At 60.7% G+C, this 25,691-nt stretch carries 27 protein-coding genes, 2 tRNA genes and 1 pseudogene; 13 read left to right on the top strand and 17 right to left on the bottom strand.

Translation table 11 applies throughout. The features are described 5' to 3' along the window. Positions 1–5: 5 nt before the first annotated feature. Together NW812_RS04800 and NW812_RS04795 are read left to right on the top strand one after the other, a co-directional pair. Positions 6–611 carry a uracil-DNA glycosylase gene (locus tag NW812_RS04800; RefSeq protein WP_414394814.1) on the top strand — a complete coding sequence of 202 codons (606 nt, stop codon included), beginning with the start codon at positions 6–8 and terminating at the stop codon, positions 609–611. A gap of 50 nt (positions 612–661) precedes the next feature. Next, positions 662–2,269, top strand: a complete 1,608-nt coding sequence (locus NW812_RS04795) for a B12-binding domain-containing radical SAM protein (protein WP_414394607.1) — start codon at positions 662–664, stop codon at positions 2,267–2,269. A gap of 15 nt (positions 2,270–2,284) precedes the next feature. Here NW812_RS04795 and rbsK read toward each other — a convergent pair whose 3' ends face one another. After that, positions 2,285–3,202 carry a ribokinase gene (gene rbsK / locus NW812_RS04790; RefSeq protein WP_414394605.1) on the bottom strand — a complete coding sequence of 306 codons (918 nt, stop codon included), beginning with the start codon at positions 3,200–3,202 and terminating at the stop codon, positions 2,285–2,287. 120 nt (positions 3,203–3,322) lie between these two features. Between rbsK and NW812_RS04785 the strand changes: the two genes are divergently transcribed. Then, positions 3,323–3,634 carry a YbjQ family protein gene (locus tag NW812_RS04785; protein ID WP_099884462.1) on the top strand — a complete coding sequence of 104 codons (312 nt, stop codon included), beginning with the start codon at positions 3,323–3,325 and terminating at the stop codon, positions 3,632–3,634. 5 nt (positions 3,635–3,639) lie between these two features. Here NW812_RS04785 and NW812_RS04780 read toward each other — a convergent pair whose 3' ends face one another. The 3 genes from NW812_RS04780 to NW812_RS04770 all read right to left on the bottom strand — a co-directional run bounded on the left by NW812_RS04780 (position 3,640) and on the right by NW812_RS04770 (position 6,519). Further along, on the bottom strand, positions 3,640–4,389 hold the full coding sequence (locus NW812_RS04780; protein ID WP_414394604.1) for a YebC/PmpR family DNA-binding transcriptional regulator: 750 nt from the start codon (positions 4,387–4,389) through the stop codon (positions 3,640–3,642). Positions 4,390–4,485: 96 nt separating this feature from the next. Continuing rightward, on the bottom strand, positions 4,486–5,133 hold the full coding sequence (locus NW812_RS04775) for a hypothetical protein (protein WP_414394603.1): 648 nt from the start codon (positions 5,131–5,133) through the stop codon (positions 4,486–4,488). Between the two features lie 339 nt (positions 5,134–5,472). Then, on the bottom strand, positions 5,473–6,519 hold the full coding sequence (locus NW812_RS04770; protein ID WP_414394601.1) for a serine/threonine protein kinase: 1,047 nt from the start codon (positions 6,517–6,519) through the stop codon (positions 5,473–5,475). 343 nt (positions 6,520–6,862) lie between these two features. Between NW812_RS04770 and NW812_RS04765 the strand changes: the two genes are divergently transcribed. Next, a complete protein-coding gene (locus NW812_RS04765) occupies positions 6,863–7,822 on the top strand; it encodes an NAD(+) kinase (protein WP_414394599.1) in 960 nt (319 codons plus the stop codon). A gap of 7 nt (positions 7,823–7,829) precedes the next feature. On the opposite strand, the gene NW812_RS04760 is transcribed toward NW812_RS04765, so the two are convergent. After that, entirely contained in the window at positions 7,830–8,864 is a 1,035-nt protein-coding gene (locus NW812_RS04760; protein WP_414394597.1) for a DUF58 domain-containing protein, read from the bottom strand. Between the two features lie 191 nt (positions 8,865–9,055). After that, entirely contained in the window at positions 9,056–10,207 is a 1,152-nt protein-coding gene (locus NW812_RS04755) for a DegT/DnrJ/EryC1/StrS family aminotransferase (protein WP_414394596.1), read from the bottom strand. Between the two features lie 201 nt (positions 10,208–10,408). Here NW812_RS04755 and NW812_RS04750 point away from each other — a divergent pair, with 201 nt between their 5' ends. Then, positions 10,409–11,422, top strand: a complete 1,014-nt coding sequence (locus NW812_RS04750; RefSeq protein ID WP_414394594.1) for a glycosyltransferase family 9 protein — start codon at positions 10,409–10,411, stop codon at positions 11,420–11,422. 15 nt (positions 11,423–11,437) lie between these two features. Here NW812_RS04750 and NW812_RS04745 read toward each other — a convergent pair. From NW812_RS04745 to NW812_RS04725, 5 genes are all read right to left on the bottom strand, one after another. Then, positions 11,438–11,518 (bottom strand) — tRNA-Leu (locus NW812_RS04745). A 46-nt stretch (positions 11,519–11,564) separates the two neighbouring features. Then, positions 11,565–12,491, bottom strand: coding sequence for a M23 family metallopeptidase (locus NW812_RS04740; protein WP_414394593.1), 927 nt, complete (start codon positions 12,489–12,491; stop codon positions 11,565–11,567). An 11-nt stretch (positions 12,492–12,502) separates the two neighbouring features. Continuing rightward, a complete protein-coding gene (locus NW812_RS04735) occupies positions 12,503–13,312 on the bottom strand; it encodes a biotin--[acetyl-CoA-carboxylase] ligase (RefSeq protein WP_414394591.1) in 810 nt (269 codons plus the stop codon). Between the two features lie 9 nt (positions 13,313–13,321). Then, positions 13,322–13,963, bottom strand: a complete 642-nt coding sequence (locus NW812_RS04730; protein WP_414394590.1) for a DUF3318 domain-containing protein — start codon at positions 13,961–13,963, stop codon at positions 13,322–13,324. After that, on the bottom strand, positions 13,960–14,691 hold the full coding sequence (locus NW812_RS04725; RefSeq protein ID WP_414394588.1) for a pyridoxine 5'-phosphate synthase: 732 nt from the start codon (positions 14,689–14,691) through the stop codon (positions 13,960–13,962). The genes NW812_RS04730 and NW812_RS04725 overlap by 4 nt, the downstream gene beginning before the upstream one ends. A 111-nt stretch (positions 14,692–14,802) precedes the next feature. On the opposite strand from NW812_RS04725, the gene NW812_RS04720 reads away from it, so the two are divergent. Both NW812_RS04720 and lepB read left to right on the top strand, forming a co-directional pair. Next, positions 14,803–15,918 carry a hypothetical protein gene (locus tag NW812_RS04720; RefSeq protein WP_414394586.1) on the top strand — a complete coding sequence of 372 codons (1,116 nt, stop codon included), beginning with the start codon at positions 14,803–14,805 and terminating at the stop codon, positions 15,916–15,918. Positions 15,919–16,297: 379 nt separating this feature from the next. Then, positions 16,298–16,984: a signal peptidase I gene (gene lepB, locus NW812_RS04715; protein ID WP_414394584.1), complete on the top strand. Its 687-nt coding sequence runs from the start codon at positions 16,298–16,300 to the stop codon at positions 16,982–16,984. Positions 16,985–16,991: 7 nt separating this feature from the next. Here the strand turns inward: lepB and sds are convergent, their stop codons facing one another. Next, the gene (gene sds / locus NW812_RS04710; RefSeq protein ID WP_414394583.1) at positions 16,992–17,963 is read right to left on the bottom strand and encodes a solanesyl diphosphate synthase; all 972 of its coding nucleotides are present in this window, start codon (positions 17,961–17,963) and stop codon (positions 16,992–16,994) included. Positions 17,964–18,077: 114 nt separating this feature from the next. Between sds and NW812_RS04705 the strand changes: the two genes are divergently transcribed. Beyond that, complete coding sequence (locus NW812_RS04705) at positions 18,078–18,473, top strand: metal-sensing transcriptional repressor (RefSeq protein ID WP_414394582.1); 396 nt, start codon at positions 18,078–18,080, stop codon at positions 18,471–18,473. A 28-nt stretch (positions 18,474–18,501) separates the two neighbouring features. Here NW812_RS04705 and NW812_RS04700 read toward each other — a convergent pair whose 3' ends face one another. After that, positions 18,502–19,014, bottom strand: a complete 513-nt coding sequence (locus tag NW812_RS04700) for a TerB family tellurite resistance protein (RefSeq protein WP_414394580.1) — start codon at positions 19,012–19,014, stop codon at positions 18,502–18,504. 148 nt (positions 19,015–19,162) lie between these two features. On the opposite strand from NW812_RS04700, the pseudogene rpsP reads away from it, so the two are divergent. From rpsP to cysQ, 5 genes and pseudogenes are all read left to right on the top strand, one after another. Further along, a pseudogene (gene rpsP, locus NW812_RS04695) lies at positions 19,163–19,408 on the top strand (30S ribosomal protein S16); the annotation flags it as partial. A 174-nt stretch (positions 19,409–19,582) separates the two neighbouring features. Continuing rightward, positions 19,583–19,843 (top strand): KH domain-containing protein, encoded by a 261-nt coding sequence (locus NW812_RS04690; RefSeq protein WP_414394578.1) that lies wholly within the window; start codon positions 19,583–19,585, stop codon positions 19,841–19,843. After that, entirely contained in the window at positions 19,840–20,943 is a 1,104-nt protein-coding gene (locus NW812_RS04685; protein ID WP_414394576.1) for an ArsA family ATPase, read from the top strand. Before NW812_RS04690 ends, NW812_RS04685 begins: the two co-directional genes overlap by 4 nt. A 17-nt stretch (positions 20,944–20,960) precedes the next feature. Continuing rightward, positions 20,961–21,722, top strand: coding sequence for an imidazole glycerol phosphate synthase subunit HisF (hisF, locus tag NW812_RS04680; protein ID WP_414394574.1), 762 nt, complete (start codon positions 20,961–20,963; stop codon positions 21,720–21,722). A gap of 15 nt (positions 21,723–21,737) precedes the next feature. After that, positions 21,738–22,541 carry a 3'(2'),5'-bisphosphate nucleotidase CysQ gene (cysQ, locus tag NW812_RS04675; protein ID WP_414394572.1) on the top strand — a complete coding sequence of 268 codons (804 nt, stop codon included), beginning with the start codon at positions 21,738–21,740 and terminating at the stop codon, positions 22,539–22,541. Between the two features lie 6 nt (positions 22,542–22,547). Here cysQ and NW812_RS04670 read toward each other — a convergent pair whose 3' ends face one another. The 4 genes from NW812_RS04670 to NW812_RS04655 all read right to left on the bottom strand — a co-directional run bounded on the left by NW812_RS04670 (position 22,548) and on the right by NW812_RS04655 (position 25,542). Further along, positions 22,548–23,012, bottom strand: coding sequence for a pentapeptide repeat-containing protein (locus NW812_RS04670; RefSeq protein ID WP_414394570.1), 465 nt, complete (start codon positions 23,010–23,012; stop codon positions 22,548–22,550). 155 nt (positions 23,013–23,167) lie between these two features. Then, positions 23,168–23,947: a PspA/IM30 family protein gene (locus tag NW812_RS04665; RefSeq protein WP_414394568.1), complete on the bottom strand. Its 780-nt coding sequence runs from the start codon at positions 23,945–23,947 to the stop codon at positions 23,168–23,170. A gap of 172 nt (positions 23,948–24,119) precedes the next feature. Then, positions 24,120–24,191: transfer RNA gene (locus NW812_RS04660), tRNA-Val, on the bottom strand. A 574-nt stretch (positions 24,192–24,765) separates the two neighbouring features. Beyond that, positions 24,766–25,542, bottom strand: a complete 777-nt coding sequence (locus tag NW812_RS04655; protein WP_414394566.1) for a hypothetical protein — start codon at positions 25,540–25,542, stop codon at positions 24,766–24,768. Positions 25,543–25,691: the final 149 nt, after the last annotated feature.

The following is a 25,691-nucleotide window of genomic DNA, read 5'->3' as shown; positions in this document are numbered from 1 at the left end:
CCCAGGTGCCCATTCCCCCCGGTACCTATCGGGATCTGGAACAACTGGAGCAGCACTGCCGAGTCTGCCAGCGCTGCGAGTTGGCGGCCAACCGTACCCATGTGGTGGTGCACCGAGGCAACCCCAAGGCAAGGATTCTCATCATCGGCGAGGGGCCGGGGGAACAGGAAGATCTGCAAGGGCTGCCCTTCGTGGGCAAGTCGGGGCAGTTGCTCGATAAGATCTTGGCCTCCGTGGGGCTAGATTCCGAACGGGACACCTACATTTGCAATGTCGTCAAGTGCCGTCCCCCCAACAACCGCGTGCCCACCCAGGAGGAGATGGACGCCTGCCGGCCCTACTTGTTGGAGCAGATCCGCCTGGTGGATCCCTGGATCATTTTGTTGACCGGCGCTACCTCGGTGCGCTCCCTTCTGGGGGATAAGCGGGGCATTACCAAGATTCGCGGCGAGTGGATCCAGTGGCAGGGGCGCTGGTGCATGCCGATTTTTCACCCAGCCTATCTGCTGCGTAACCCCGACCGCACCCCCGGCAGTCCCAAGTGGCTGATGTGGCAAGATATTCAGGCGGTAAAGCAAAAGTACCTGGAGCTTGCCGGCGCAGCGCGGTGAATCCTGCAAAACCCGACTAAGCTGGGAAAGGAGCTCCTTGCCGTCTTGCCTTGACCCCTTCGGAGTTTGCCCTCGAGCAGCTTCTTTTCACCCCGGCCACACCCGACCCGGACGCCGTGCGGGTCATCTACGCCTTTCCCAACACTTACTCAGTAGGAATCACCAGCCTTGGCTACCAGGTCATCTGGAGCCTGCTGGCCAGCCGTCAAGATGTGGTCGTCTCCCGCCTCTTTACAGATCTGGCCGAACCTCTGCCGCGGGATCCAGAGCTGATGGGCTTTTCCCTGTCTTGGGAGCTGGACTACGTCCATATCCTGGATCTGCTGGAGCGACAGGGGATCCCCCTCCAGGCCGAGGCGCGGGGGGAAGCGGATCCCTTGGTTTTCGGCGGTGGCCCGGTGTTGACGGCCAACCCTGAGCCCTTTGCTGCGTTCTTCGACTTCGTCCTGCTGGGAGACGGGGAAGGGCTGGTGGAACAGATGATCCAAGCCTACCGCCAGGTGCGGCAGGGCTCCCGAGCGGAAAAGCTGCAGGCGCTGGCCCAGGTACCAGGGATCTACGTGCCCAGCCTCTACGAGGTGCACTACCGCGAGCCCGAGGGCCCGGTGGAGAAAGTCATTCCCAAGCTGGACGGGATCCCCAGCTCCATCCGCAAGCATACCTTCCGCGGCAACACCCTCTCGGTTTCCACCGTGGTTACCCCCAAGGCAGCCTGGGAGAACATCTACATGGTGGAGGTGGTGCGCAGTTGTCCGGAGATGTGCCGCTTTTGCCTGGCCAGCTACCTGACCCTGCCCTTCCGCGCTGCTGAGGTGGAGGGGCATCTGATCCCAGCAGTGGAGCGGGGGCTGCAGGTGACCCAGCGGATTGGCCTTTTGGGGGCCTCGGTAACCCAGCACCCCCAATTTGAGCAGCTGCTGGAGTACCTGGCCCAGGATCGCTTTGAGCAGGTGCGCCTCAGCCTGGCTTCGGTGCGCACGGGCACGGTCACGCCTCGCCTGGCGCAAGTTCTCTCCCGTCGCGGCAGCCAGTCCATCACCGTGGCCATCGAGAGTGGCTCGGAGCGGCTGCGCCAGGTCATTAACAAAAAGCTAGCCAACGAAGAGATCTTGGCGGCGGCAGCCCACGCCCAGGCCGGCGGCCTGAGGGGGATCAAGTTCTATGGCATGGTGGGGATCCCGGCAGAGACCCAGGCCGATCTCGAGGCCACGGTTGCCCTCTTCAAGGAGCTCAAGAAGGTGGCTCCCCGCCTGCGCTTGACCTTGGGCTGTAGCACCTTTGTGCCCAAAGCCCATACTCCCTTTCAGTGGCAGGGGGTAGATCCCCAGGCGGAGAAAAAGCTGCAGTGGTACCAAAAACACCTGCGTCCCTTGGGGATTGAGTTCCGCCCAGAAAGCTATAGTTGGTCGGTCATTCAGGCTCTGATTTCCAGAGGGGATCGACGAGTAGCGCAGGTTTTGCAGTTGGCGCGGGAGTTTGGCGACTCCCTGGGCAGCTACCGGCGCGCCTTCAAAGAGCTCAAAGGAAAGCTTCCGCCCTTGGACTACTACGTCCACAGCAACTGGGATCCGGCGGATCCCCTTCCCTGGCAACACCTTGAGGGCCCTCTTAGCCTGGAGCGGCTGCGGCAGCACCGCCAAGAGGCCTTTTCCGTGTAGCGCAGGAAGCTGTGCTTAAGGATGGGGGCCTGCAGCGGCCAGAAACGCCTCGATCTCAGCGCGGCGCGGCAAACTAGGCTGAGCCCCAGGGCGGGTTACGCACAAAGCCGCAGCGGCATTGGCAAACCGTAGAGCTTCCCTCAGGGGTTTGCCAGTAGCTAGGCAGGCGGCCAAAGCGCCGCAGAAGCTGTCGCCGGCAGCGGTGGTATCCACTACCGCCACAGGGTGGGCCGGCAGGTAGCCGCTTTCTCCGCCATCGGCCCAGACCAAGCCTGCTCCCCCCAACGTGACGATCACTGTCGGGATCCCCTGCCGTTGCAAGGCTTGGGCCACTTTTTCGGCTTGCGCGGGTGTCTCCACCGGGGATTGGGCAAGAGCAGCGGCTTCGCTTTCGTTGAGCGCCAAGTAGCGCACCTGGCGCAGCAGGGATCCCGGCAGGGGCACCACAGGGGCTGGATTGAGCAGGATGGGGATCCCTTGGGCAAAGGCTTGCTCTGCCACCGCCTGCACCGTGGCCAGGGGGATTTCCAGTTGCAGCAGAACCATCGCTGCCGGCGTCCAAGGAGGCAGCTGGGCGGGGGTGTAGCGACCGTTAGCGCCGGGGCTGACCACAATCCGGTTTTGCCCTGCTGGATCCACAGTGATCAGAGCGATGCCGCTGGGCCCTTCCAGCTCCCGCAGGTGGTGGGTATCGACGCCGTTCTGCTCCAGGTTCTCTTTCAGCAGGCGGCCAAAGCTGTCAGATCCCACTGCCCCCCACATCTCCACCTGGGCTCCCGCCCGTGCTGCTGCCACTGCTTGGTTGGCCCCCTTGCCGCCAGGGTAGGTGGCGTAGTCGGATCCCAGCACCGTTTCCCCAGGCCCAGGATGGCGTGGTACCTGCACCACCAAGTCCAGATTCAAGCTCCCCACTACGCGAACTAGGGCTGTCATTGGCTAGCTGAAAAACGGTGCCCTAGAGGTAGCTCATTCTAGCTCCCACCACTTGGTTGGAGAGCTTTCCACCTTGGAGAGGATTGGCTAGCTTGTGAGGGGGTGACGCGGAAACAAGCCATGCTGCTGACCACTACAGACGTGCTCCAAGGTAGAGAGGTTGAGCGTTACTTGGGCATTGTTACCGCCGAGGTAGTTTATGGCACCAATGTTCTACGGGACTTCCTTGCTAGCCTCCGCAACATCATCGGGGGACGCACAAGAACCTATGAAGAAGTTCTCGAGAATGCCCAGAAAAAGGTTTTGGAAGAGTTGGAGCAGCGAGCCAAACGTTTGGGAGCAAATGGCATCCTAGGCGTTAGCATTCATACCAACATGAGCACGACAATGATCCTCGTTACCGCCGCCGGCACCGCCGTCAAGCTGCGCTAGAACCTTTAGGCCAGGCTCTCCATCAATGCCTCGTCGATCTCAAAGTTGGCGTAGACATTTTGCACATCATCCAAGTGGTCCAGCCGCTCCATGAGGGTCAGTACCAGCTTGGCTGTCTCGGGGTCCTCCACATGCACCTCCGTAGAGGGGATCCAGCGGATGGCCGCCTCTTGCACCTGGTAGCCTTCTTTTTTGAGGTAGGTAGCCACCTGCTCCAGCAGGGTGTAATCGCAGTAGACTTCTGCGTCGGTTCCCTCTACCTTGAGATCCTCCCCGCCTGCTTCGGCTACCGCTAGCAGCAGAGCTTCGGGATCTGTCACCCCCTCTAGGCTAATCACCCCTTTTTGCCGGAACAGCCAGCTCACGCAGCCACTTTCCCCCAGGCTGCCGCCGACTTTGCTGAAGGCCTCCCGCACCTCGGCAGCCGTGCGGTTGCGGTTGTCGGTCATCGCCTCGATCAAGACAGCTACCCCCCCAGGGCCGTAGCCTTCGTAGCGAATTTCCTCCAGGGGGCTGTCGTCGGTCCAGTTGCCCGATCCCTTGGCGATGGCCCGCTCGATGGTCTCAGCAGGCATGCCTGCCGCTTTGGCTTTCTCCACGGCCGAGCGCAGCCGAAAGTTGGCGTCAGGATCGGGCAGGCCGTTGCGCGCTGCCACGATGATGGCCCGGGAAAGTTTGGTAAATAGGCTGCCCTTTTTGGCATCTACACGGGCTTTTTGCCGCTTAATGTTGGCCCATTTGCTGTGTCCTGCCATGCTGTGCACACCAGTCAAGCAACCTAAGGGGGAGGGAGCCCCTAACTTTGAAGCCTAAATCACCACCTGCTTAGGTCTCAACCCCAGAGGTGCAGGTCAAGGCTGGATGGGTTGCCGCTCGATTACACCCCCTGGTGGCGGTGGAGCTTCTGGCGTTGCTTGAGGTGTAGGCGTTGGAGTCTCCATAGGAGGCGCAGGCGTTGGTGTCTCTGGCGTAGGCGTTGGTGTCTCTATAGGAGCTGGCGTGGGAGGCAGAGGAGGTACAGGCTCTTCAGGCACAGCCTCAGGCGGAGGGGTCGGGGTTGGCGGCTGAGTTAAAAAGGGCGTTACCTGTTCCAGCAGCTCGGCATAGAAGATTCCGTCCTGCTCCGGCCCAAAGCGGCCCACCGCCCAGCGGTGACGGGGCACAAACAGGGTTTGCAGCAGCACTTCCCGACTGGCGAAAGAGGGAGTGCCCACAAAGACGTAGCCATCGACAATGACACGGTTCAAGTCAGGCCGAGTTTGAAACACCCGGTCCACCTCCCGCAGCATCTCCGCATCCAGCCGCTCCAGCAGAGTTCCCAGAGTGTCTTCAGGCCTGACCAAAACCCGCACTGGAAAGCGATAGCTTTCGCATCGATACTCTCCGCAGAGCTTAACCAGCTCGTTCCGAACTCGGATCTGCACCGCCGGATCGATGTCTCTCACCGGTGGTGAGACTTCTGGCTCTGGCTGCTGTTCCGCTTCCTGGGCCCAAGTCAAGAGGTGGCCACCCCAAGCTCCCAATAGCAGCGATCCGCACAACAAGGCGAGTTCCCAACCTCCAAGGGGAAGGCTCCAGCCTGGGCTGCCTCGCTCAGGGCGTTGTGAAGGCAGGAGATTGGGATCCCGATTCTTACTCAGCGGGCTGTTCATAGGTTAACCACTACGGCGTCGATAGCTACCGCCAACTCTACCCGACATAGGCCTAGGAGGCACTAGGCTAAAACGGAGCCGCTCCTGCTGGATGTCGCTGCTCAAAGGATCAGGGGGAGGGATTGCTGGATTACCAAGTCCGTTCGCTGCAGCTTGCCGAAATGGCTGTAGTCTAATCTGGAGAAGCTAAGGTTCCTGAACCTGAGCTGGGGGGGTGCGCAGTGGCTGGGAAGCGGAAGAAGGAGCTTTGGTGTTGGGGAGGAGGACGGTGCTGGCTTGGCTGGGGGGAAGTTGGTTGGCCACCGTCAGCTCATAGGCTTGCAACAGCCGCTCTGCCAGCTCCTGCATGGTCTGCGGCCGCTCGTCCGGGTTTTTCTTCAGACAATCCATCACCACCGCTACTATGGCGGGTGGGATCGGCTGGGGGGCTGTCTCCGGGTTGATCTCAAGGGGGTTTTCATAGCAATGGGCGTGGATCCAACTGTGCAATGAGTCGGTTTCCAAGCGAAAGGGCATGGATCCCGTCAGCATCTCGTAGAGCACCACCCCTAGGGAGTAGATGTCTGAGCGGGCATCCAGAGATTTGCCGCGTACCTGTTCAGGAGAGGCGTAACGAGCTGTGCCGATAAATCCGCCCCCTTTTTGGGTGCCTAGACTAAGGGTGTGATCCGCCAGAGTTTTGGCCACGCCGAAGTCGAGGATCTTGAGCTGAGACGTAAGCTGGCCATCTTGAAAAACGCGCTCGACAAACAGGTTGCTGGGCTTGATGTCGCGGTGAATCACGCCCCGAATCTCGCGGCCTTCCACGTTAGCTCGGAAGGTGTGGGCAAAGTGCAGCCCTTCACAAGCCTGCAGGGCCAGCCGAATGGCCTGCCGAACTGGCAAGGCTCCTTTTTCTCGGATTAGCTTCCCCAGATCCTGTCCCTTGAGGTACTCCATCACCAAATAGGCGTGCTCCCCCTCTTGGCCGTGATCCAGGACTTTGACGATGCGAGGATGTTGGCCTAAAAGGGTGCTGACGCGGATCTCTTCGGCAAAGCGGCGGCGCAAATCATCGAGCTGGGCGTTCCCTCGGCTCAGCAGGGTAGGGGCATACAGGATCTTGACGGCCACCTCTTGGCCGTTGTTGTGTAAGTCCAAAGCCCGAAAGACGGATCCCATGCCGCCACCACCGATTTCTTGAATCAGTTGGTAGCGGCCACCCAAGAGGCGATTGGTGAGATCGGGGACCATAGGTTTGCAGGCACAAAGCAGCTTGGGCAGGGATGTCCATACGATAAACCAATTGCTGGAGTTTATACCCGCTCACTCAGGGATCCCGTTTGCTCCCTAAGGGGATAGTCATCCTCAGACCCTCTCTCTGGGAGCAAGAGGTAGGGGTAGCGCTCCGGGCCACTCGCGCGTTCGCAACAGCGCAGCAATAACGACGTAACAAGCTGTTTCACTGCCATTCGTTAGATCAAAAAATTCCCAGTAAATTGTGAAAAAAAGCGGAAGAGAACGCTTGAGGAAATTTGTCTGGGCAACCCCCAGCTTGAAGAGGGATATGGGAAAGGATCCCTGCGCGAGGTCAGCCATGGATCTGGGCTTGGTGGTGATTGCCTACAAGGAGGGGGATCGCCAGAGCAAGGCTACCTGCCAGCTGTGTGCGGAGCAGCTGCGTCGGCGCGGCGTTACGGTACTGACGGCTCCCACTGGCTTGCACCACAACCCCTACCCGGTCTTTTTGGAGGCCACCTCGGATCCCATCGATTTGGCGGTGGTGCTGGGGGGAGACGGCTCGGTGTTGGCGGCGGCCCGCCACCTTGCTCCCCATGGGATCCCCATTTTGCCCATCCAGTCGGGAGGCAGGCTGGGGTTCTTGGCCCAGTCGGAGCAGGTGCTGCACCAGGATCCCTGGGATCGCATTCAGGCAGGAGACTTTGTCCTCCAAGCCCGCATGATGTTGCAGGCCCAGATTTGGGAGCAGCCCCAACTGGGACAAGGGGCTGTCCCTGGGGAGGGAAAGCAGGAGGGCCGCCCGGTTAGCGAAGTGTACTACGCCCTCAACGAAATGTGCCTAAAGCCCATCAACCGGGAACGCCTGCCCGCCGCCATCATGGAAATCGAAGTCAATGGCGAGGTCTTGGATCAGTACCACGGAGATGGCGTGCTGGTGGCTACTCCAACGGGATCCACCTCCTACACCTTGGCAGCCAACGGCCCTATCCTCGAGCCTACCTTTGAGGCCATCATCATCACCCCCATCTGTCCCCTCAGCTTGTCCAGCCGGCCCATTGTTATCAGCGGCACGGCCACGGTGGAGATCTGGCCCCTTGCCGATCCAGAAGGGCTGACCCGCCTCTGGACGGATGGTGTCTTGGCTCAATCGGTCAACCCTGGCCAGTGGGTGCAAATTCGACGCGCTCCCCTGCCAGCCAAGCTGCTGATCTTAGAAAAAGACCTTTCCTACTTCCGCACCCTGCGAGAGAAACTGCAGTGGGCCGGCAGCCGCATCTACATTCCCACTACCAACCACTGCCCGCCAGGGAGATAGGGAGGCCTTACTCAATCGGAATAAATTGCAGCAGGGATCCCGGCTCAACGAGATGACCTGGCACCGCTTCCCCCTCCTGAGGAGGGTGAGCTAGGAGCAGGCAGCGATCTTGGGGAGTGAGGCTGAAGCCAGTAGGGGAGTTGGAGGGCCCTTGGGAGCCTAGCTGCGGGTCCCCGACGAACGTCAGTTGGGCTAGGAGGGCCAACAGCCAGTCGAGATGGGGCAGATCGGCCCCGAAAGCAGTTCGCGTCTGCAAGGTGGCCAGAGCCACGGGGTAGCCTTCTCGAATCAAATAAGTGAGGATCCCAGCGCAGCGTTCTACAGCCCGCTCTAGCTTATTGCGATGCGCTTCAGGGCTTTCTCCCCGCGGCTGCCAGCGATTTTCAAAGCAGAGGACAATGGCCTGGGAACGGGGGTGCTCCAGCTCCCGCACGACCAGTTGATCTCGCTTGGCCGAGATCTTCCAATGCACAGAGCGCACATCATCTTGGGGACGGTATGGCCGTAGGCCGAGGTAGTCCCCCTCCTGGCCGGGCTGAGGGCGCAACTGGCTGCTGCCGCCAAAGTGCTCCCACAGCAGCAGTCCCTGGACGGGGGCAGGCTGGGGAAATACAATCACCGCCTGCGGCTCCTCGATCGCCACTGCCTTGCGAAAGAGTTCAAAAGGAAAGCTGGTGGCAATCTCAAAACCCTGCAGCTGCCACACCCCTCGCCTTGGGAAGGTGTGCTGATAGAAGGTGTCCAGCTTGGCACCAGGATCCAACCGCAGCACATAGCTGGAAGGCCAATCCGTCCGCTTCAGTCCCTCGATGCGTTCCCTCACCTGGAGGGAAAAACTGGGCAGGCGGCGTTTGCGATTGACCAGTGTCAGCCCCACCAAGACCGGCTGGCCAGCAAAGATGCGGCTGGGCAACTGCCGGCTCACCTCCAGATCCTTGAGGGTAAGCTCGGAGAGGAGGCCGCTAAGAAGAATGAGGCTAAGCAGCATCCCCAGAACCAAGTAGAGGGGATTGTTGCCAGTGTTAAAGGCGGCAATACTCACTAGGAGCGTGATCCCAACAAACCAGCCCCCGATGCGAGTAAAGCGCAGGCGGCGCAGAAAACGAACGCGCTCTTTCGATGACAGCTTTGCAGGGACAGCTCCGAGTTGGGGAAACTGGTGCAACCACGGAAATAGTTGAAGTAATCTTCGGCTGAGCTTCGATAGCACCTGAGCTCTCTCCTCCAGGGCTGCTAGGGTTCTTCTGCCAAGATTTCAGCAATGGCCAGGGCCACCCGCTCCTGTTGCTGGAGGGTCAATTCAGGAAAACAGGGCAAAGACAACACCTGGGCAGCACAGAGCTCGGCATTGGGCAAATCTCCAGGCTTATATCCCAGCTTGCGGTAGACGGGCTGGAGATGAAGGGGAGTAGGGTAGTAAACTCGGCTGGCAATGCCTCGCTTCTGCAACTGCCGCTGCAGTCGGTCGCGCCGCCGCGAGTCGGTTGGGTGGGAACCGGGCACCCGCACCGTGTACTGATGCCAAACGGAGTTTCCCCCCTTTGCCACCTGGGGCAGGATGAGGCCAGGGATCCCTTGCAACAGGCGGTGATAGCCCTCGGCAATGGCCTGCCGCCGCCAGTTCCACTCCCGCAGGTAGGGCAACTTGACCGACAGGATTACCGCCTGCAGCGCGTCCAGACGGCTGTTGAGGCCGATGTATTCGTGGTGGTATTGGCCAACTTGGCCATGGTCTTTGAGGATGCGCACCTTGCGGGCCAGTTGCGGATCCCGGGTCACCACTGCCCCGCCATCCCCTGCAGCCCCCAAGTTTTTGGTGGGAAAAAAGCTAAAGCAGCCAATATCTCCCCAGGTGCCCACCGGCTTGCCTCCCCAGCAGGCCCCTATGGCCTGGGCGCAATCTTCCACCACTGCCAACCCATGGCGTTGCGCAATGGCCAAAATTTGGGTCATGTTGGCTGCCTGGCCAAACAAATGCACGGAGATTATGGCTTTGGTGCGCGGGGAGATGCTTCTTTCGAGAAGCTGGGGATCCAGGTTGAAGGTGCAGGGATCCACATCCACAAATACCGGCCGTGCCCCCACCAAATCGATGGCCTCGGCGGAGGCAAAAAAGCTAAAGGCAGTGGTGATGACCTCGTCGCCCGGTTGGATCCCCAGAGCGCGCAGGGCCAACACCAAAGCATCGGTGCCGGAGTTGCAACTGACGGTCTCCAGATCGCCGCCGCCGAGAAACTGCGAAAACAGCTCCTCGAACTGCCGCACTGCCTCTCCGCCAATGTAGCGCCCAGAGGCCAGCAAAGCTTCCACCTGAGGCAAAAGGGTCCTAGCCAAAGCGCGGTATTGCAACGTCAAATCCAGCAGCGGGATCGGCTCATCCGTCATGGTGCTGCCTTTTGGGGTAGCGGCCACAGCCCATCATCGAGGATGAGAGTTCCAAAATTGGGCCTTTTTGTAGCTTAGTTGCTGAGAAGCCGCTGGGAGCCAGACCCGCTCCGAATTGAGCCCAACCTGAGCTAGAGTAAACGCGGTACATCCCTGGCCAGGGATCCCCTAGGCTGGATACAGCTATCGACAGGATGTTCTATGGAGATTGCTTCTCAAGCAGTTCTCGGCAAAGCCCCTTTGGCTCCCCGAATTCTCGCTTTGGTGCCGGGAGGGATTGGCGACCAAATTCTTTTCTTCCCCACCCTAGCGAGTTTGCGGCAGCGCTTTCCAGAAGCGGAGCTGGAGGTGTTGGTAGAGCCGCGGGCGGCAGCTGCCTACGAGGTCTGCCCCTCGGTGAATCGGGTGCTGACCTTCCCATTTAAGGAGCAACTTTCGCTAGGGGATATCAGCGATCTGCTGGGGCGAATCCGCGAGCGGCAGTACGACGCCGTGCTCAGCCTGGGCAGAAGCTTGTGGGTCAAGCTGTTGCTTTGGCTAACTGGGATCCCAAAGCGGGTTGGCTATGCCCCGCCAGGGCCTGGGCGACCTTGGCTGACCGACCCGGTGCCTCTAAAGCTGGCCCAATACGCCGCCAACATGTACCATGACCTGCTGCAGGGGTTCGGCATTGCCGCGCCGGCAGGCTTGCCCCAGCTTCGCCTCAAAAAGACAGCCCTGGAGTGGGCTGAGCAGGAACGCAAGCGTCTGCTGGGGGAGGGCAGCCAAGATTATGTGCTGTTGCACCCTGGCGCCAGCCAACTGTCCCAGGAGAAAGGCATCCAGAAGATCTATCCCCCAGAGAAGTGGGTTAGGGTGATCAAGGGTTTCCGGGAAAAGCGGCCGGAGCTGCCGCTCGTGCTGGTGTTGGGTCCAGAGGATGAGAAGCTGGCGGAGGGCTTTCTGTCGCAACTGCCGGATCTGCCGGTGAGCCGCCCGCCCCAGCTAGGCCAACTGGCGGCCTTGATTGCTGGCTCCACCCTGCTTCTGTGTACCGACAGTGCCCCCATGCACCTGGCGGTGGCCACGCAAACTCCCCTGGTGGCTCTGTTTGGCCCTACTGACCCAGAGCGGCTTTTGCCTTCCGAGGGGCCGTTCCGCGCCGTCAAGGCCGCCAATGGGGTGATTGACTCCATTGCCCCTGAGCAAATCCTAGAGGTGATCTTCCCCGGCTAGAAGCAGGGCTTGCCATGCGGACGAAGGGACTTGAACCCTTACGCCTTGCGGCACTAGATCCTAAGTCTAGCGCGTCTGCCATTCCGCCACGTCCGCAAGAGGTGGGATCCCGCTCACCTATGCTAACCCAAGCTGGCTCTGGCTAGCTCGGCAACTGGCTTGCGGCGACCTTCAGCTCTTCTGTGACGTCCAAAACCATCCAGCTTTGCCCTGCCGTTTGCTGCCACAGCTCAAAGTGGAGATGCGGCCCAGTCACCGCTCCTGTTGCCCCCACATAGCCAATGAGGGATCCCTGCTTAACCCCTTCTCCTGGGGTGACAGCTACTTGAGACAGGTGACCATAGCGGGTGCGCCGGCCGCCAGCATGCTCCAGGACAACCGTGATCCCCAGATCTCCCAGGGAGCCGGCACTCACCACCTTGCCGCTCAAGGCAGCCAGGACTGGCGTGCCCAAGCTGGCCCCCAGATCCACGCCGGCGTGAAACTCCGGCTGACCCTTGAGGGGGTGAATCCGCAAGCCAAAGCCAGAGGTGATCGGCGCGGGGTGGGGCAGCGGATAGAGCAGTCGCTCTTTGCTGGGGGACGAGGTAGGCAAGGTCAGCGGCGGCAGCTCAGGGGTTTCCTCAATGCGAAGCTCTCCCCCTGGCAGGAGAAGGAGGCGGCGGCTGGAGCTGCGCTCCACCAACACCACCGGCACCCCACTTTCCGGCTGGCTCTCGGTAACCTTTGCCGGCTCAATAACAATTTCCCGGCCCACCCCAGTGCGGGTTGCCGCCTCCAGCGGAAGAGCCTGGCTTGGTTGAGGAGTCAAGCCTAGGGTTCTCAGGGTGTCTTGCGGCAGGGGAAGGGCACCATCTTGCAGCAGCGCCTTTGCGGCAGGGGTGTCCAGCGCTGGCCCCACAGGGGGAGGAGGGGGCAAGTGCATCTGCGCCAACAGCGCCGTGGGAGAGGACCAGAGCAGGCTTAGCCCCACGCCTAGACTCAGCCCCAGCCGCCGCAGCTGCCGCCCTCTTGCTGCCGAGCTGCTGCCCAGCCAAGAGGAAAGATGCTGCCAAAAATCGGTGGCCACCAACGGATCCCTCACTCCCAGCCACTGGCAAGAGACACTTGATAGCTCAGGCGCACCTGGTCGGGAGAGAGGACGAGGATCTGCCCCCCCTGAGTTTGTACCCGCAGCCTGCCATCCTCGGCAAGGCCCAAAACCGTAGCCGACGCCTCACCTGGGAGCCATTGGATTTGCGGCTTCACTGTCCAGGTCTCGTACTCGCAGCAAACAGCAGCAAACCCCTCCTTGAGCCAGACCTGGAACCCCCGCTCCATCCCCTGCAAAACCCAGGCGGCAATGGCGGTGCTATCCTGCCGGCATCCCAAGATCTCAGCTAAATTGATTCCCTCGGCGGGCACGGGATTGTTGATATTCACACCTACGCCGGCCACCAGCCCCAGCAGTTGTCCCCTTTCCCCAAAGCGGCCTTGCACCAGGATCCCCCCCAGCTTGCGCAGAAAAGCCGGCCCCTGCCTGTCCACTATCACCAGGTCGTTGGGCCATTTCAGCCGCAGCGGGATCCCCAACCGATGGCGCAAACTGCCGGCAATGCCCCAGGCCAAGGTTAGGGTCAATTCCAGCAGGGAATGCCGCAGGGGAGGGGATCCCAACCAGACCGACAGGTACAACCCCCCTGGCTGCGAGTGCCATACTCGCCCGTGCTGGCCCTGGCCTGCCCGCTGGCGAGTGCTGACCAGAACGGTGCCCAGGGGCAGAGGCTGAGGGAAACGGCGACCCCAGTCCAAGAGCAGCCGGTTGGTGGAATCGGTTACTGCCACTTGGAGGAGGTGATGCCCCCATCCCCCTCGACCCACTAGGGATCCCAGCCGCGCGGGGGAAAGCATGGCTTGAAACTAGCTCAACACAATATCTTCTGCTGGGCGCTGGGCCAGCCGCTTCAGGTTTTGGTAGCGCAGCATGTCCAGTAGGTCGTTGCCAGAGCGACCCTCCAGGCGAGCCTCCAGGTGCAGCGCTTGCCCCAGGGCCTCCACTGCCTGCAACCGCGGAACTCCGCGCAACACCAGCCGGTCCACAGCGTAGGCATCAGCAGCCAAAAGGCGGCGGTCATTGGTCTGGTCGCGGCGCAACTGCCAGAGAGCCAAGCCGCTTAAGCCACCGGAAACCGTTGCCCCCACCGGATCCTGCTGGACCACCTCGAAGATCAGGCTCAAGCCCCCCAAGGCAGCAATAGCCAGGTAAAAGTCGATTTGCCGCGAGGCTGGCCGGCTGTAGTAGCCTACTTTGTGCAAGAACAACCCCGCCCGCTGCAAGGGGGTAAACTGCCGCCACTCGTAGGGTTTAATAAAAAGCCGCAGCTGCCGCTCCCAGGGCAGTTGCCGCCGGCCTTTGATTACGACCGTCTGCCGCTCTGAGGCCGGCAAGATCTTGACGCTCTCTCGCATGCTGGCCGGCAGCAGATCCAGCAGGCGGTCAATCTCAGCCTGCTCGAGAACGTAATCGTAGCCGTTGTCGTAGCCGTAGTACTCCGAGTTCATGCCGGGCCCACTCCTAACCCCATTGCCTGACGCATCTCTCGCACCGCTCGCTCCAACCCCACCAGCACTGCCCGACTGATGATGCTGTGGCCAATGTTCAGCTCCTCTATGCCCGGGATCCGCGCCACCGGGCCCACATTCCAGTAGGTGAGGCCGTGCCCAGCATTGACCCGCAACCCCAGTTGAATGGCCTGTTGGCTAGCCTTCTGCAGCTGGGCCAGCTCCGCCTCCCGTTGGGCTTCCGAGGAGGCCTCCGCATACCGCCCGGTGTGCAGCTCCACCCAGCGCGCCCCCACCTGAGCAGCAGCGGCAATCTGGATGGGATCTGGATCGACAAACAAGCTGACGGGAATGCCAGATCCCTGCAGTCGATCTACCACTTCACCTAGGCGTGAAACCTGACTGGCCACATCCAATCCCCCTTCGGTGGTAATCTCTTCCCGCCGCTCGGGAACCAGCGTGACGTAGTCAGGCTTGATCTCCAGGGCAATGGCCACCATCTCCTCTGTTGCCGCCATCTCCAAGTTGAGGTGGGTGCGTACCGTCTGCCGCAGCAGCCGCACATCCCGCTCCTGAATGTGGCGGCGATCCTCGCGCAGGTGCACCGTGATCCCATCTGCGCCTGCCAACTCGGCAATGACGGCAGCGGCCACCGGATCCGGCTCGACGGTGCGGCGGGCCTGGCGCAGCGTGGCCACGTGGTCGATGTTGACTCCAAGGCTGACCAAGGCTAACGTTCTCTCGTGGCAGAAGATCCAAAGGAATGCTCCTAGTATTACATTATTCAATCTGGGCTGCTTAGGGACAGGCGAGGCAGAAACCCCGGAGGCCAAGGGCCTATGATCGAAGACGACGCTTTTCCCCTCCGGGATCCCTGCAGGCTTGCCATGACCAATCCCAATGCCTCTTTGGCGGTAGGACACCCTTCTCTAATTGACCGAGCGCGGGTGGCGGCCCTGATTGCCCAATACCTGCCGGTGGAGATTTGTATCTACTACCAGGTGGTGCCTTTGGCACTGGATACGGACAGCTTGATCCTGGGCATGGTGGATCCCCAGGATTTGGCAGCCCTGGACTACGTGAGCAAAATGCTGGCTTACTCCCAGATCTCGGTTGAGCCAGTTCCGATTACGCTGGAGCAGCAGCAGGAGTTAATTGCCCACTACTTCAGCCATCCCCCCAGCCCAGCAGAGGTAGAGCGGCTCCGCCTGCAGGCCCAAGCCAGCCGCACCACCCCAGAAGTCCCCGCTCCCGTAGCCGGGCCGCCCAGCCACCCAACTCCCACCCAGCCGCTGCCGGCACGGCCAACTGCTCCGCCCTCTCCTAGTGACGAATCGGAAGAGACGGTGCAGCAGTTGCTGAACTCGATGCTGCGGAGGGCTTTAGACGAGAAAGCAGAGCAAATTTTTGTAGAGCCCCAGGAGGGAGTGCTGTGTCGGGTGCGCTACCGCCAGCAGGGGATCTTGCGGGATCTGTTCAAGGAACTCTCGGAACCCATCCGGGCTAGGCTAATCGCTGCCATGAAGCGGATGATGGCTCTCGATCCCAGCCTCATCGGGGAGCCGCAGCAGGCAGAAGCGGAGCGGCTGTACCGGGGGGAGCCGCTGGTGCTGCAGTTGCGCATTATCCCCCAGCCCTCCAAAAGCGGGCCAGGCTCTCCTCCCAGGGAAGGAGCCATCCTCAGCATTCTGCGAGGAGAAGCCCTCCGGAAGTACCAGCAAGGCCAAAACCGCCTCCGCGTCTCCGAGACCTTGGCTTTGGCCCAACAAACCCACCAACTGCTGCAGCAGCTGCAAGTGGCCCTTAGCAGCACCCTGGGGAAGCTTAAGCAGTATCCCACTCCCCCTGACAGCAACTGGCCCCTGATGGCAGAGACGTTAGCGGCCATCCAGGCCCAGGCCCAGATGCTTGCCATCCACCAGCAGGACTGGGAAAAACTCACCTCCGGCAGTTGATCCGCTAGGCCTTTGGCGGGATCCCCCTGCTTTTGCTAGCTCCCCACGTTTTTGCGAACCTAGCAGTCAAAATGACGCCGGCAATAACGGTCGCCCCAGCAATAAGGCCAAGACGTTCCAGCCGTCCTCCGCTGCTCTAAGCAATACCAGATCCCTGTATAGTTTCTCGACTCGCGCCAAGGGCTTTTCGGTATCCCCCGCCAGCCAATCAGTCCGCTGCAAGATTACTTCTCGACTAAGCGCTCAAGCTGTTCTTCTGTTGAAATCGCCATCAAGTTTTGCCAGACGTTTGCCTTTCTAGTGCCAGGAAAGGGGACGGTCTCCGCTCCTGCCGGGTGCGATAATCTGGAAATCGTGCAGTCATGCGCGTTTAGCCTCCATGCCCTCCACAGATCCGAGGTCTTTGCCCCAGCCCCAGTTGCCGCCCAGCAAAACCCCTGCCAATTCCCCATCTCGCACCTGGTGGCAGGCGCAGCGGGAAAACCTGCTGACGGTGCTGCTGGCGCTGCTACTGGCCCTTGGCATTCGCACCTTTGTGGCGGAGGCGCGCTGGATCCCCTCGGATTCCATGCTGCCCACCCTAGAAGAAGGGGATCGCTTGGTGGTAGAAAAGGTTAGCTACCGCTTCAGCGCCCCCAGACGCGGCGACATCATTGTCTTCTACCCGCCTGCCCACTTGAACTTCAACGGTGCTTACATCAAGCGGGTAATCGGCCTGCCAGGGGATCGCATCCGCATTGCTGAGGGCAAGGTGATCGTCAACGGCATTCCTCTGCAGGAGGACTACATCTACGCTCCCCCTGACTACTCCTGCCCTGGCGAGCGCTGTCCTGGAGTGCCCAACCAGGGATCGGAATTTGTTGTCCCTCCTAACTCCTATTTTGTAATGGGGGACAACCGCAATGACAGCCAGGACTCGCACATCTGGGGGTTTTTGCCCAAAGAAAACATTATCGGCAATACCATCTTTCGCTTTTGGCCACCCAACCGCCTGCGCTTTTTCACTCCACCCACCTACCCTGAGCTCTCGGCAGCGGCGGCTCGAGCCTCGGGTCTATCTCCGTAAAAGCCTTCTAGCAAGGCCGCTCGAGGACGTAGTCTACCATCTGCAGCAGAGCCTGGCGCGCTTCAGAGTCCGGCAGAACTTGCAGGGCCTCGGCAGCCCGTTGGGCATAGTCGCGCGCCAACTGGCGGGAGCGCGGGATCCCCTCACTTTGGTAGACCCACTCTAGAACCTGCTGGAGATCCTGCGGTTCGGCCAACTCTCTGAGGATGAGCTCCCGCATCTGCGGAAACTCCTCTAGCGCAAACAAAACGGGTGCTGTCAGGTTGCCCTGGATGAGGTCGGATCCCACTGGCTTGCCCAGCGTCTCCGCTGACCCAGTAAAGTCGAGGAGATCATCGACAATCTGAAAAGCAATGCCCAGGTTGCAGCCAAAGTCGAAGAGGCGATCGGCTACTTCAGGACTTACCCCGCTCAGGAGACCCGCTGCCTTAGCACTGCCAGAAATAAGGGAGGCGGTTTTGTAGAAGCTTTTGGCGAGGTACTCTTCCAGGGAGACGTCGGGATCAAAGCGAGTGAGGCTCTGGCGCACCTCTCCCTCTGGCAGGTCCATGATGACCTTGGACAGCAGCTTCACCACCTCCAGGTTGTCCAGGTTGGCCAAATACCAGGCTGCCTGCCCAAACAGGTAATCCCCTGCCAGCACCGCCACCCGGTTATCAAAAAGGGTGTTGACTGTGCTGACGCCGCGCCGCACGGTAGCAGTGTCGATGACGTCGTCGTGCATCAGGCTGGCGGTGTGGATCATCTCGGTAATTTCCGCCAGGCGCCAATGCTGGGGGGTAATCTCCCCGTCGGGCGTAGTGGCCCGCGCGATCAGGAGCACGATTGCTGGTCGGATCCCTTTCCCCCCCACCGAGAACAGATGTTCGGCAGCCATGGCCAGGATGGGGTGTTTGGCGCTGACCAGCCGCGTCAAGTTCTGGCGTAAACGCTCTAGATCCGCTTCTACGGGGCCAAAGGGGGAGAGTACGGAGGTCATGAAGCCAAGCCAGGAGAGGATTTACAAAATTTCATATCCTTTCCTATTCTAGAGCACCTCAACCTGCTCGGAGAAAAGCAGGGGGTATCATGCAGACAGTCCTCGACTCCTCCTATGGCCGATCCTATTCCCCCGCTTCAGACTGGCTCCATTCCTCCACTTCCTGAAGAACCTGATTGGGAGGAAGAGTGGGAACTGGCGTTGGAGCGACCCCCTCTCTCGGGGCGGGCCCAACCTCACCGCCACGATCCGCAATCGCGGCGCAAGCTGATTCACCGCCTGGCTCGCATTGAGGGGCATGTGCGTGGGATCCGCTCCATGATCGAAGAGGATCAACCCTGTCCGGATGTGCTGCTCCAGATTGCCGCCGTCAAGGGGGCGCTAGATCGGCTGGCGCGGATTATCCTCAACGATCACATCCGCCACTGCATTCGCCATGCCGTTGAAAGCGGCAATATTGAGGTGGAACTGGAAGAGCTGCAGCGGGCTCTGGATCGCTACCTCAGCTAGCGCAGCCGTTGGTGGCGGCCCTGGGCTTCTAGCTGTTGCTGGCAGCAGGCTGGGCATACCGCTGCAGGAGAGCGGCACTTTTCAGCTGCCACTGTAGGCCCATGAAGGCCCAGTCTAGAAATTCGTCAATCTCCTCCCGACTAAACTGCATGGCCTTGCCAATTTCAAAAATCAGGGCCTCCTCTTTTTCTGTCAGCTTGTTGTTGACCACTGCCATCGCCGCCAAATCCCGCAGGATCAAGGCCCCGGCAGCGTTGTGCAGAGGCGGGATGGCGCTGAGCTCTAGGGTTGCAGTCGTCTCGCCGGCCAGATAGCTTTGAGCTACCTCTTTGTTAATGCCCATGCCTTCAGCAATTTGCAGAAAGAAGTCGGCTTCTTCTTCATCGAGCTGGCCGTCCACGCGGGCTACGGCAATGAGGGCTCTGAGGTAGAGCTGGCGCTGCTCTGCAGTCAAGTCGGTGTAGGTGATCATGTGAAGTTGTGCCTTGGGTTTCCTCTTCAACTTTGCCACGAAGATCCCCCCTTGGGGTTGAGTCGGCACTTTATCCAGGTAGGGGAAAATCGACTAGAATGAGAAGCCTGTGTTAGCGACTAGCCGGACCCAGCCTCCAGGAAGGGACGTGGAGGAGAGGCTAGGCGGTCGGTTTCCGTTTCCTAGACAACCCTACCCAGCTTGCGGAGCACCTCCAATGGTTAAGTTGCGGCTCAAGCGCTTTGGAAAGAAGCACCAACCCAGCTATCGCATCATCGCTATTGACAGTAGGGCTCGCCGGGAAGGTCGCCCGCTGGAGGAGTTAGGCTACTACAACCCGCGCACCAAGGAGACGGTTCTGGAGACAGCGGGCCTACTCAAGTGGCTGCGGCGCGGTGCCAAGCCCACCGATACGGTGGACAGCCTCCTCAGAAAAGCGGGCATCTATGAGATGTTGAAAGCCGGTGAGGGGGGTGTGGTGGCCTCGATTCGCATGCCGGCCATCGCCAAACCTGAAGCCGGGGAGGAGCAGAAGGTTCCCGAGGGATCAGAGCAGGGGGAGGAGAAGTCCCAGCCCGAGGCAGCCACGGAGGCCTAGGCTCAGCTACGCTTGCGGTTAGGTTGCGTTTTGCCTCCCATGCCGGACTACGAGACCCTTGCTCATCTTTTGATTGAACCGCTCCTTACCAGCGGCCCCCTGCAAACAGATGTGGAAACCACCTGTGGAGGACGCAAGGTCTGGCTGCGGCTAGCCTTTGACCCCAAGGATCGCGGTCGGGTGTTGGGGCGAGGTGGGCGTACCTTGCAGGCAATTCGTCAGGTGATGACAGCAGCAGCCCAGTTGGCAGGGCAATCGCTGTACATCGACATCTACGGAGAATCAGGAGAGCGAGAATGAGCCAGATCCTGACCTTCTTGGGGAAGGGGGGCACGGGCCGGAGCACTCTAGCTGTAGCAGTGGCGCGGGCAGCAGCGCAGCAGGGGCGGCGAGTGCTGCTAGTGGGCCATCAGGCGGGGCCGGGGTTGGAAATGCTTCTGGGTGGGATCCCGCTTTCCGGCGAGCCGGTAACCATTGCCGCCAACTTAAGCGTGGTGCAGCTGCGGACAACCCAGCTTCTGGAGCAGTACTGGACGGCAACCAGGGAGCTGGAAGCCCAATACGTGCGCACTCCCTTTTTCCGGGAAATCTATGGGCAGGAGCTGGGGGTGCTGCCAGGGATGGACCAGGCCCTGGCTCTGGAAGCCCTGCGCCGCTACGATGCCAGCGGTCAATACGACTGCATTCTCTACGATGGCCCAGGGGACTTGACCACCTTGCGGGCGTTTGGGATCCCAGAGGTGGCCAGTTGGTACTGGCGGCGAGCTTCCCAGGCTTTCCTCCAATCCGATCTGGCCAAAACTCTCCTTCCCTTTCTTGAACCGCTGCTGCGGTCGGTGACGACCCTGGAGTTTTCCTCGGTGGAGGAGCTCCTAGCTCGCCTGGGGGGGATGGCCAACCTTTTCGAGCAGGGGCGCTCTGCCATTGCCGATCCGCGGCGGGTGGTAGCGCATTTGGTAACGACTCCGGATCCCATGGCGATCCAGGTTGCCCGCTACCTCTGGGGCAGTGCCCAGATGGTGGGGCTGACCGTGGGTGGCCTCTGGGTCATGCCGCTAGTTCCCGGAGAGGTGTCGGCGGCTGAGTTTTCTCCTCTGCCAGTGCGCACCCTGCCACGGCGCCAGGGATCGGATTGGTCGGCGTTGGAAGAGGCAGTCAGTGGGATCTTTGCCCTACCTGAGGTGCCGCCGCCCGTAGCCATTGACGAGGGCTCCCGCAGCGTGAAGCTGTTTCTTCCTGGCTTTACCAAGACCCAAATCGAGCTGAGCCAATCCGGGCCAGAGTTGACCATCACCGCTGGGGATCAGCGGCGCAATTTGTTCTTGCCGCCCAGCTTGGCAGGCCGGCAGGTAACCGGGGCTAAGTTTCAGGAGCCCTTTCTGATTATCAGCTTTGCCTAGCAATCCCGGGAGGGGGCATGTTGGCCAAGCGGATTATTCCCTGTCTGGATGTGGCAGGGGGGCGGGTGGTCAAAGGGATCCAGTTTGGGAACTTGCGGGAGGCTGGGGACCCGGTGGAGCTGGCGCGGGCCTATGATCGGGCAGGGGCGGATGAGCTGGTCTTTCTGGACATCACCGCCACCCATGAGGAGCGGGAGATTTTGCTGGAGGTGGTGCGGCGCACAGCAGAGCAGGTATTCATTCCTCTCACCGTAGGCGGTGGGATCCGCGACCTGGAGGGGATCCGGCAACTGCTGCGGGCCGGCGCCGACAAGGTCAGCCTTAACTCGGCAGCGGTTCGGGATCCGGATCTGGTTACCCAAGCCAGCCGCCGTTTTGGCTCCCAGTGCATCGTCGTGGCCATTGACGCTCGCGCCAAACCTCAAGGCGGGGGGTGGGAGGTGTACGTGCGCGGTGGGCGGGAGCCGACAGGCCTGGATGCGGTGGAGTGGGCCAAAACCGTGGCCGAGCGGGGGGCAGGGGAAATCCTGCTGACCAGCATGGACGCTGATGGCACCCAGGCCGGCTACGACCTGGAGCTGACCCGGCGGGTGGCCGAGGCAGTGGCGGTGCCGGTGATTGCCTCCGGAGGAGCAGGGGAATGTGCCCACATCCGCCAAGCTCTCCAGGAGGGGGGGGCAGAAGCAGCTCTACTGGCCTCGCTGCTCCACTACGGCCGGCTGACGATTGAGCAGATCAAGGCCGACTTGGCCGCCCACGGCATTCCCGTGCGTCGCTAGCTGGGGGAGGAAGCCGTGCAGGTTTCTAACCTAGCCGCTCTCTTGCCCGAGGTGTGCCGCCTAGCAGAAGCGGCAGGGCGGGCCATCTTGCCCTTCTATCGGCAAGAATCGCTGCAGGTCGAACTCAAAGCAGATGCCTCCCCCTTGACCGAGGCGGATCTGGCTGCCCACCGCCTGCTCCTCGAGGGACTGCAGGAGCTTACCCCCACGATTCCCGTCCTCTCAGAAGAAGCCGGCGGGATCCCCTACTGGGAGCGGCAACAGTGGCAGCAGTTTTGGTTGGTGGATCCCTTAGACGGCACGCGCGAGTTCCTCGAGGGCAACGGCCAGTTTACCGTCAACATTGCCCTTGTCGAGGCAGGGATCCCCATCTTGGGCGTCGTCCATGCCCCGGCGTTGGGCCTCACCTACAGGGCTGCCCAAAAGCTAGGAGCCTACAGGGGCGACGAGCCCATCTGGTCCCGCCCGCCTGCCCAGCCCCCTCTACAGGTAGTGGCCAGCCGCTCCCACAAGGACACGGAAACGGAGCGGTTTCTGGAGCAGCTGCAGCGCCGCTACGGCCTCCTTGAGGTGAAGTCGGTGGGCAGTGCCCTCAAGTTTTGCCTAGTGGCCGAGGGATCCGCTCACCTCTACCCCCGCTTTGGCCCAACCCTGGAGTGGGATACTGCCGCCGCCCAGTGCCTTGTCGAGCAAGCAGGGGGCAGCGTCACAGACTTGCAAGGGGATCCCTTGCGCTACAACAAGCCAGACTTGCGCAACCCCCCCTTTATCGTGACGGCTGCAGGCGCAGCCTACCTCTGGCAAGGCCTGATCCCCTGAGGGAGGCTACATCCCCATTTCAACCGGGTTGAACCCCTCTGGAAACTTGGTGTACTCGTCGTAGAGGGCGCCGCGAAAGCGGGTGTTGGTGATGGTGGCTCCGCGCAGGTCGGCGCCAAAACGCAGATCGGCTCGGCTGAGATCGGCCTCGCTGAGATCGGCCCTGAGCAGCTTGGCCCGGTAGAGGTTGGCCCCCCGTAGATCCGCCTTCACCAGCTTAGCCCCGATGAGATTGACCCTCCGCAACTTGGCGCCGCGTAGGCTGGCTCCAGTTAGATCTGCCCCCGACAAATCTGCTTCGCGCAAGTCTGCCCCGCTTAAGTCAGCATCCCGCAGGATAATCCCCCTCAAGCTTGCGCCGCTCAACTGGGCCCCACTCAGGTTAGAGCCAGAAAAATCTCGCTGGCCAGAGGCATAAGCCTGCAACAGTTGCTTGGGATCCAAAAGAGGCTTGAGACTCACCGTTGCCATTGCTCGTGATTTCTTGCCGAAATGCCAGAAGGCGACCTTGATCCCCTCTATCCAGAGAGAGCTCCTTTGCGCAGCTTACCACCTCTTGGCTCTCTTTTAGAGCAGCCCCACGTCCCTAGGCGAAGAAGATGGATCCCCCGCACTAACTCCTGGCATTAGAGTTGATCAATTTCGCGGCGCAGCTCTTCCAATTCTGCATCTACATCTACTTTGCCCCTGGTTGGGGCTCCAGCTTGACCTTGCTGCACAGCTTTCGTCTCACCGGCAGGCAACTGGGCCTGGATGGCTGCCTTGAGCAACCTCAGCTCCTGATCCACATCCGCTCCGCCTGCTTCTAGAGCGGCAAACTGCTGCTCCAGGCTGTCGGCTGCCAGCTCGGCCACTGCTGCGGATTGGGCCTCCAGAGCGTTTACCTTCTCTTCCATGCGCTCAAAGGCGGCAAAGGCGCTGCTGGGATCCACCCGGCCGATAACCTGATTGATCTGCTGGGAAGCCTTGGCGGCGCGGGCTCGGGCGATGAGCATGTCCTTTTTGGTTTTGGCCTCGGCAATCTTGCTTTCCAGCTTGGTCATGTTGGTTTTGAGCATCTCCACTTGCCGGGTCTGCTCATCCAGCTGCCGCTTCAGGCTTTGGGCAGTCTCGACAAAAGTTTTCTTGCGCACCAGGGCTTCCCGGGCCAGCGCCTCGTTGTTGTTGCGTAGGGCCAACTCAGCCCGTCTGTGCCACTCCTCCGCGCTTTGCTGGGCCTGCTCGTACTGCCGCTCCAGGCGCTTCTGGGCAGCAATGGCTTGGGCGACGGCCTGCCGCATTTGGTAGTGATCCTCAGCCATGTCCTGAATGGTTTGGTTCAGGATCTTCTCTGGATCCTCGGCACTGCTGATGAGCGCGTTGAGGTTGGCTCTAATGATTCGGCTGACCCGCTCAAACAATCCCATTGGTCTTTCCCCCTCTCGCAGTTTGACCTAATGCTACCCTCGCCCTCCCGGCGCCTTCCAGGGCCTCTACTCCAGTATAGGGATCCCTGGGGCGAGCCAGAGGGGATCCCGCCTCTTTTTGCATGGGGGTGGGTTGCTTGGCAGCTTTGGCTCTTTTTTGGCTTGCTTGCGCTGGGCTGTGCTGGAATCGAACCAGCGGCTCCCACCGTGTCAAGGTGGTACTCTACCTCTGAGTTAACAGCCCCAATGAGTAGGCGTGCCTCTACTGAGAGTCAGTAGTTGATCGTATCACCGAAAAACGCGGCGCGGAAGCCCCCCTCTTGAGCCGTGGGAAGGAAACGGGAAAGGAGGCTTCCGAGTAGCGCAAACGGTGTGTTACTCCAGCCTGGGGCGGAAGGGGGAGGTGGATCCCAACGCGACCAACGGAATTGCCCTATTGAACCAGCCCAGAGGTTCAGGGTTGACTTGCTAGCTGTAGGGCTACGAGGAGCCCCTGGCTGCCGCTTCGCGGAAGCAAGCTATGGCTGTGGGCTCTCCTCTCACCGGACAATCGGCCGCTTTGTGGCATAACCAACCTCTCTTGTAGGCACTTTGCCTAGGCTAAAGTTGGCTCCGTCTTTTGCCTGGGTGCTCATCAAGAGCCAAGGAGCAACTACCTTCAGCTCGACGGGAAGTTACGCCTGTGGAGATCCCTCTAGTGGGGTAGTGGAGGTGAACTCTGCTGCTAGCTATGGGTCGTGGAAGCAGGAAGAAAGCGTCAACCTGGAGCAAAAGTCCGCTTTTGTCCGAGGTTGTATGAGTCTTTCAGAGCGGGTAGCTTACAGGCGCCATTCGGCAGACTTAATCAAATTGCGAAAGTCGCGGATCACTGCTTCGCAGCGGTGAAAAAAAGCCAGCACCCAGTCCCGTAGCACTTTTTGCTGAGACTCGTCCAGTTCCTTGAGGAGGCCTTTGTAGTGAATTTGGCCACTGCGCTCGATCTCAAACTCGTTGAGCCACTCGGCTAGGGATCCCTGCTGCTCCAGCACTTCCTGTCGGGCTGCCTTCCAGTAGTTGACAATCACCGCCTTGCCCAGATAGCCACTAGCCATCTGGCAAATATGGTTGAGCGATTGCACGAAAACCTCCACCTTCCTAGGGCTGGCCGTCGCCATAGGCTGAGTTGCCTTGGGCTGGCCCCCTGTCAAAGTAGCGTTGGGCTGGGTGGGGTTGCGAGCAGCCTCTGCCTGGTTGGTCAAAAGGCGAAAGGTAGCCAGGCCCTTCGACGCATCCTGTTGCAGCTCGGCTCGCAGGCGGTTGACGGCCAAGGTGTAAACCGGCATCACCACCTCGTCATTGACTGCCACCAGCAACACCCATTCCGGCCCCAGGGGGTAGACAAAAACCCGCTGCTCGGCAAACTGAAAGTCAAAGTAGTCCAGTCCTGGGGGCATGGTTTGCAAAACCTGAAACAGCCCTTCGGTGAGGGCCTGCTGCTGTCGGCTGTCCAAGTTCTGAAAAGAGCGGTAGAAAAAAGGGCGACCTGTTCGACTCAGGAGCGCTACCCCCATCACCCCGCGGATGGACAAAAAACTCTCGAGCGTCTCTTTTTCCATGCCCCTTGGGAGCCAACTGGGCCAACACAACTCCTATCCTGGCTCAGATTAGCCGGCACTGGCTGCAGCTAATACTGGCAGCCTAAAAGGCCAGGACGGGGACAACAACCGGCCTCAGAGGAACATCTGTAGCCTGCCCCCTTGCTGCT

Source organism: Synechococcus sp. O70.2, assembly GCF_047462135.1.
GTDB lineage: Bacteria > Cyanobacteriota > Cyanobacteriia > Thermostichales > Thermostichaceae > Thermostichus.
This window is presented reverse-complemented; position numbering and strand designations above follow the sequence as displayed.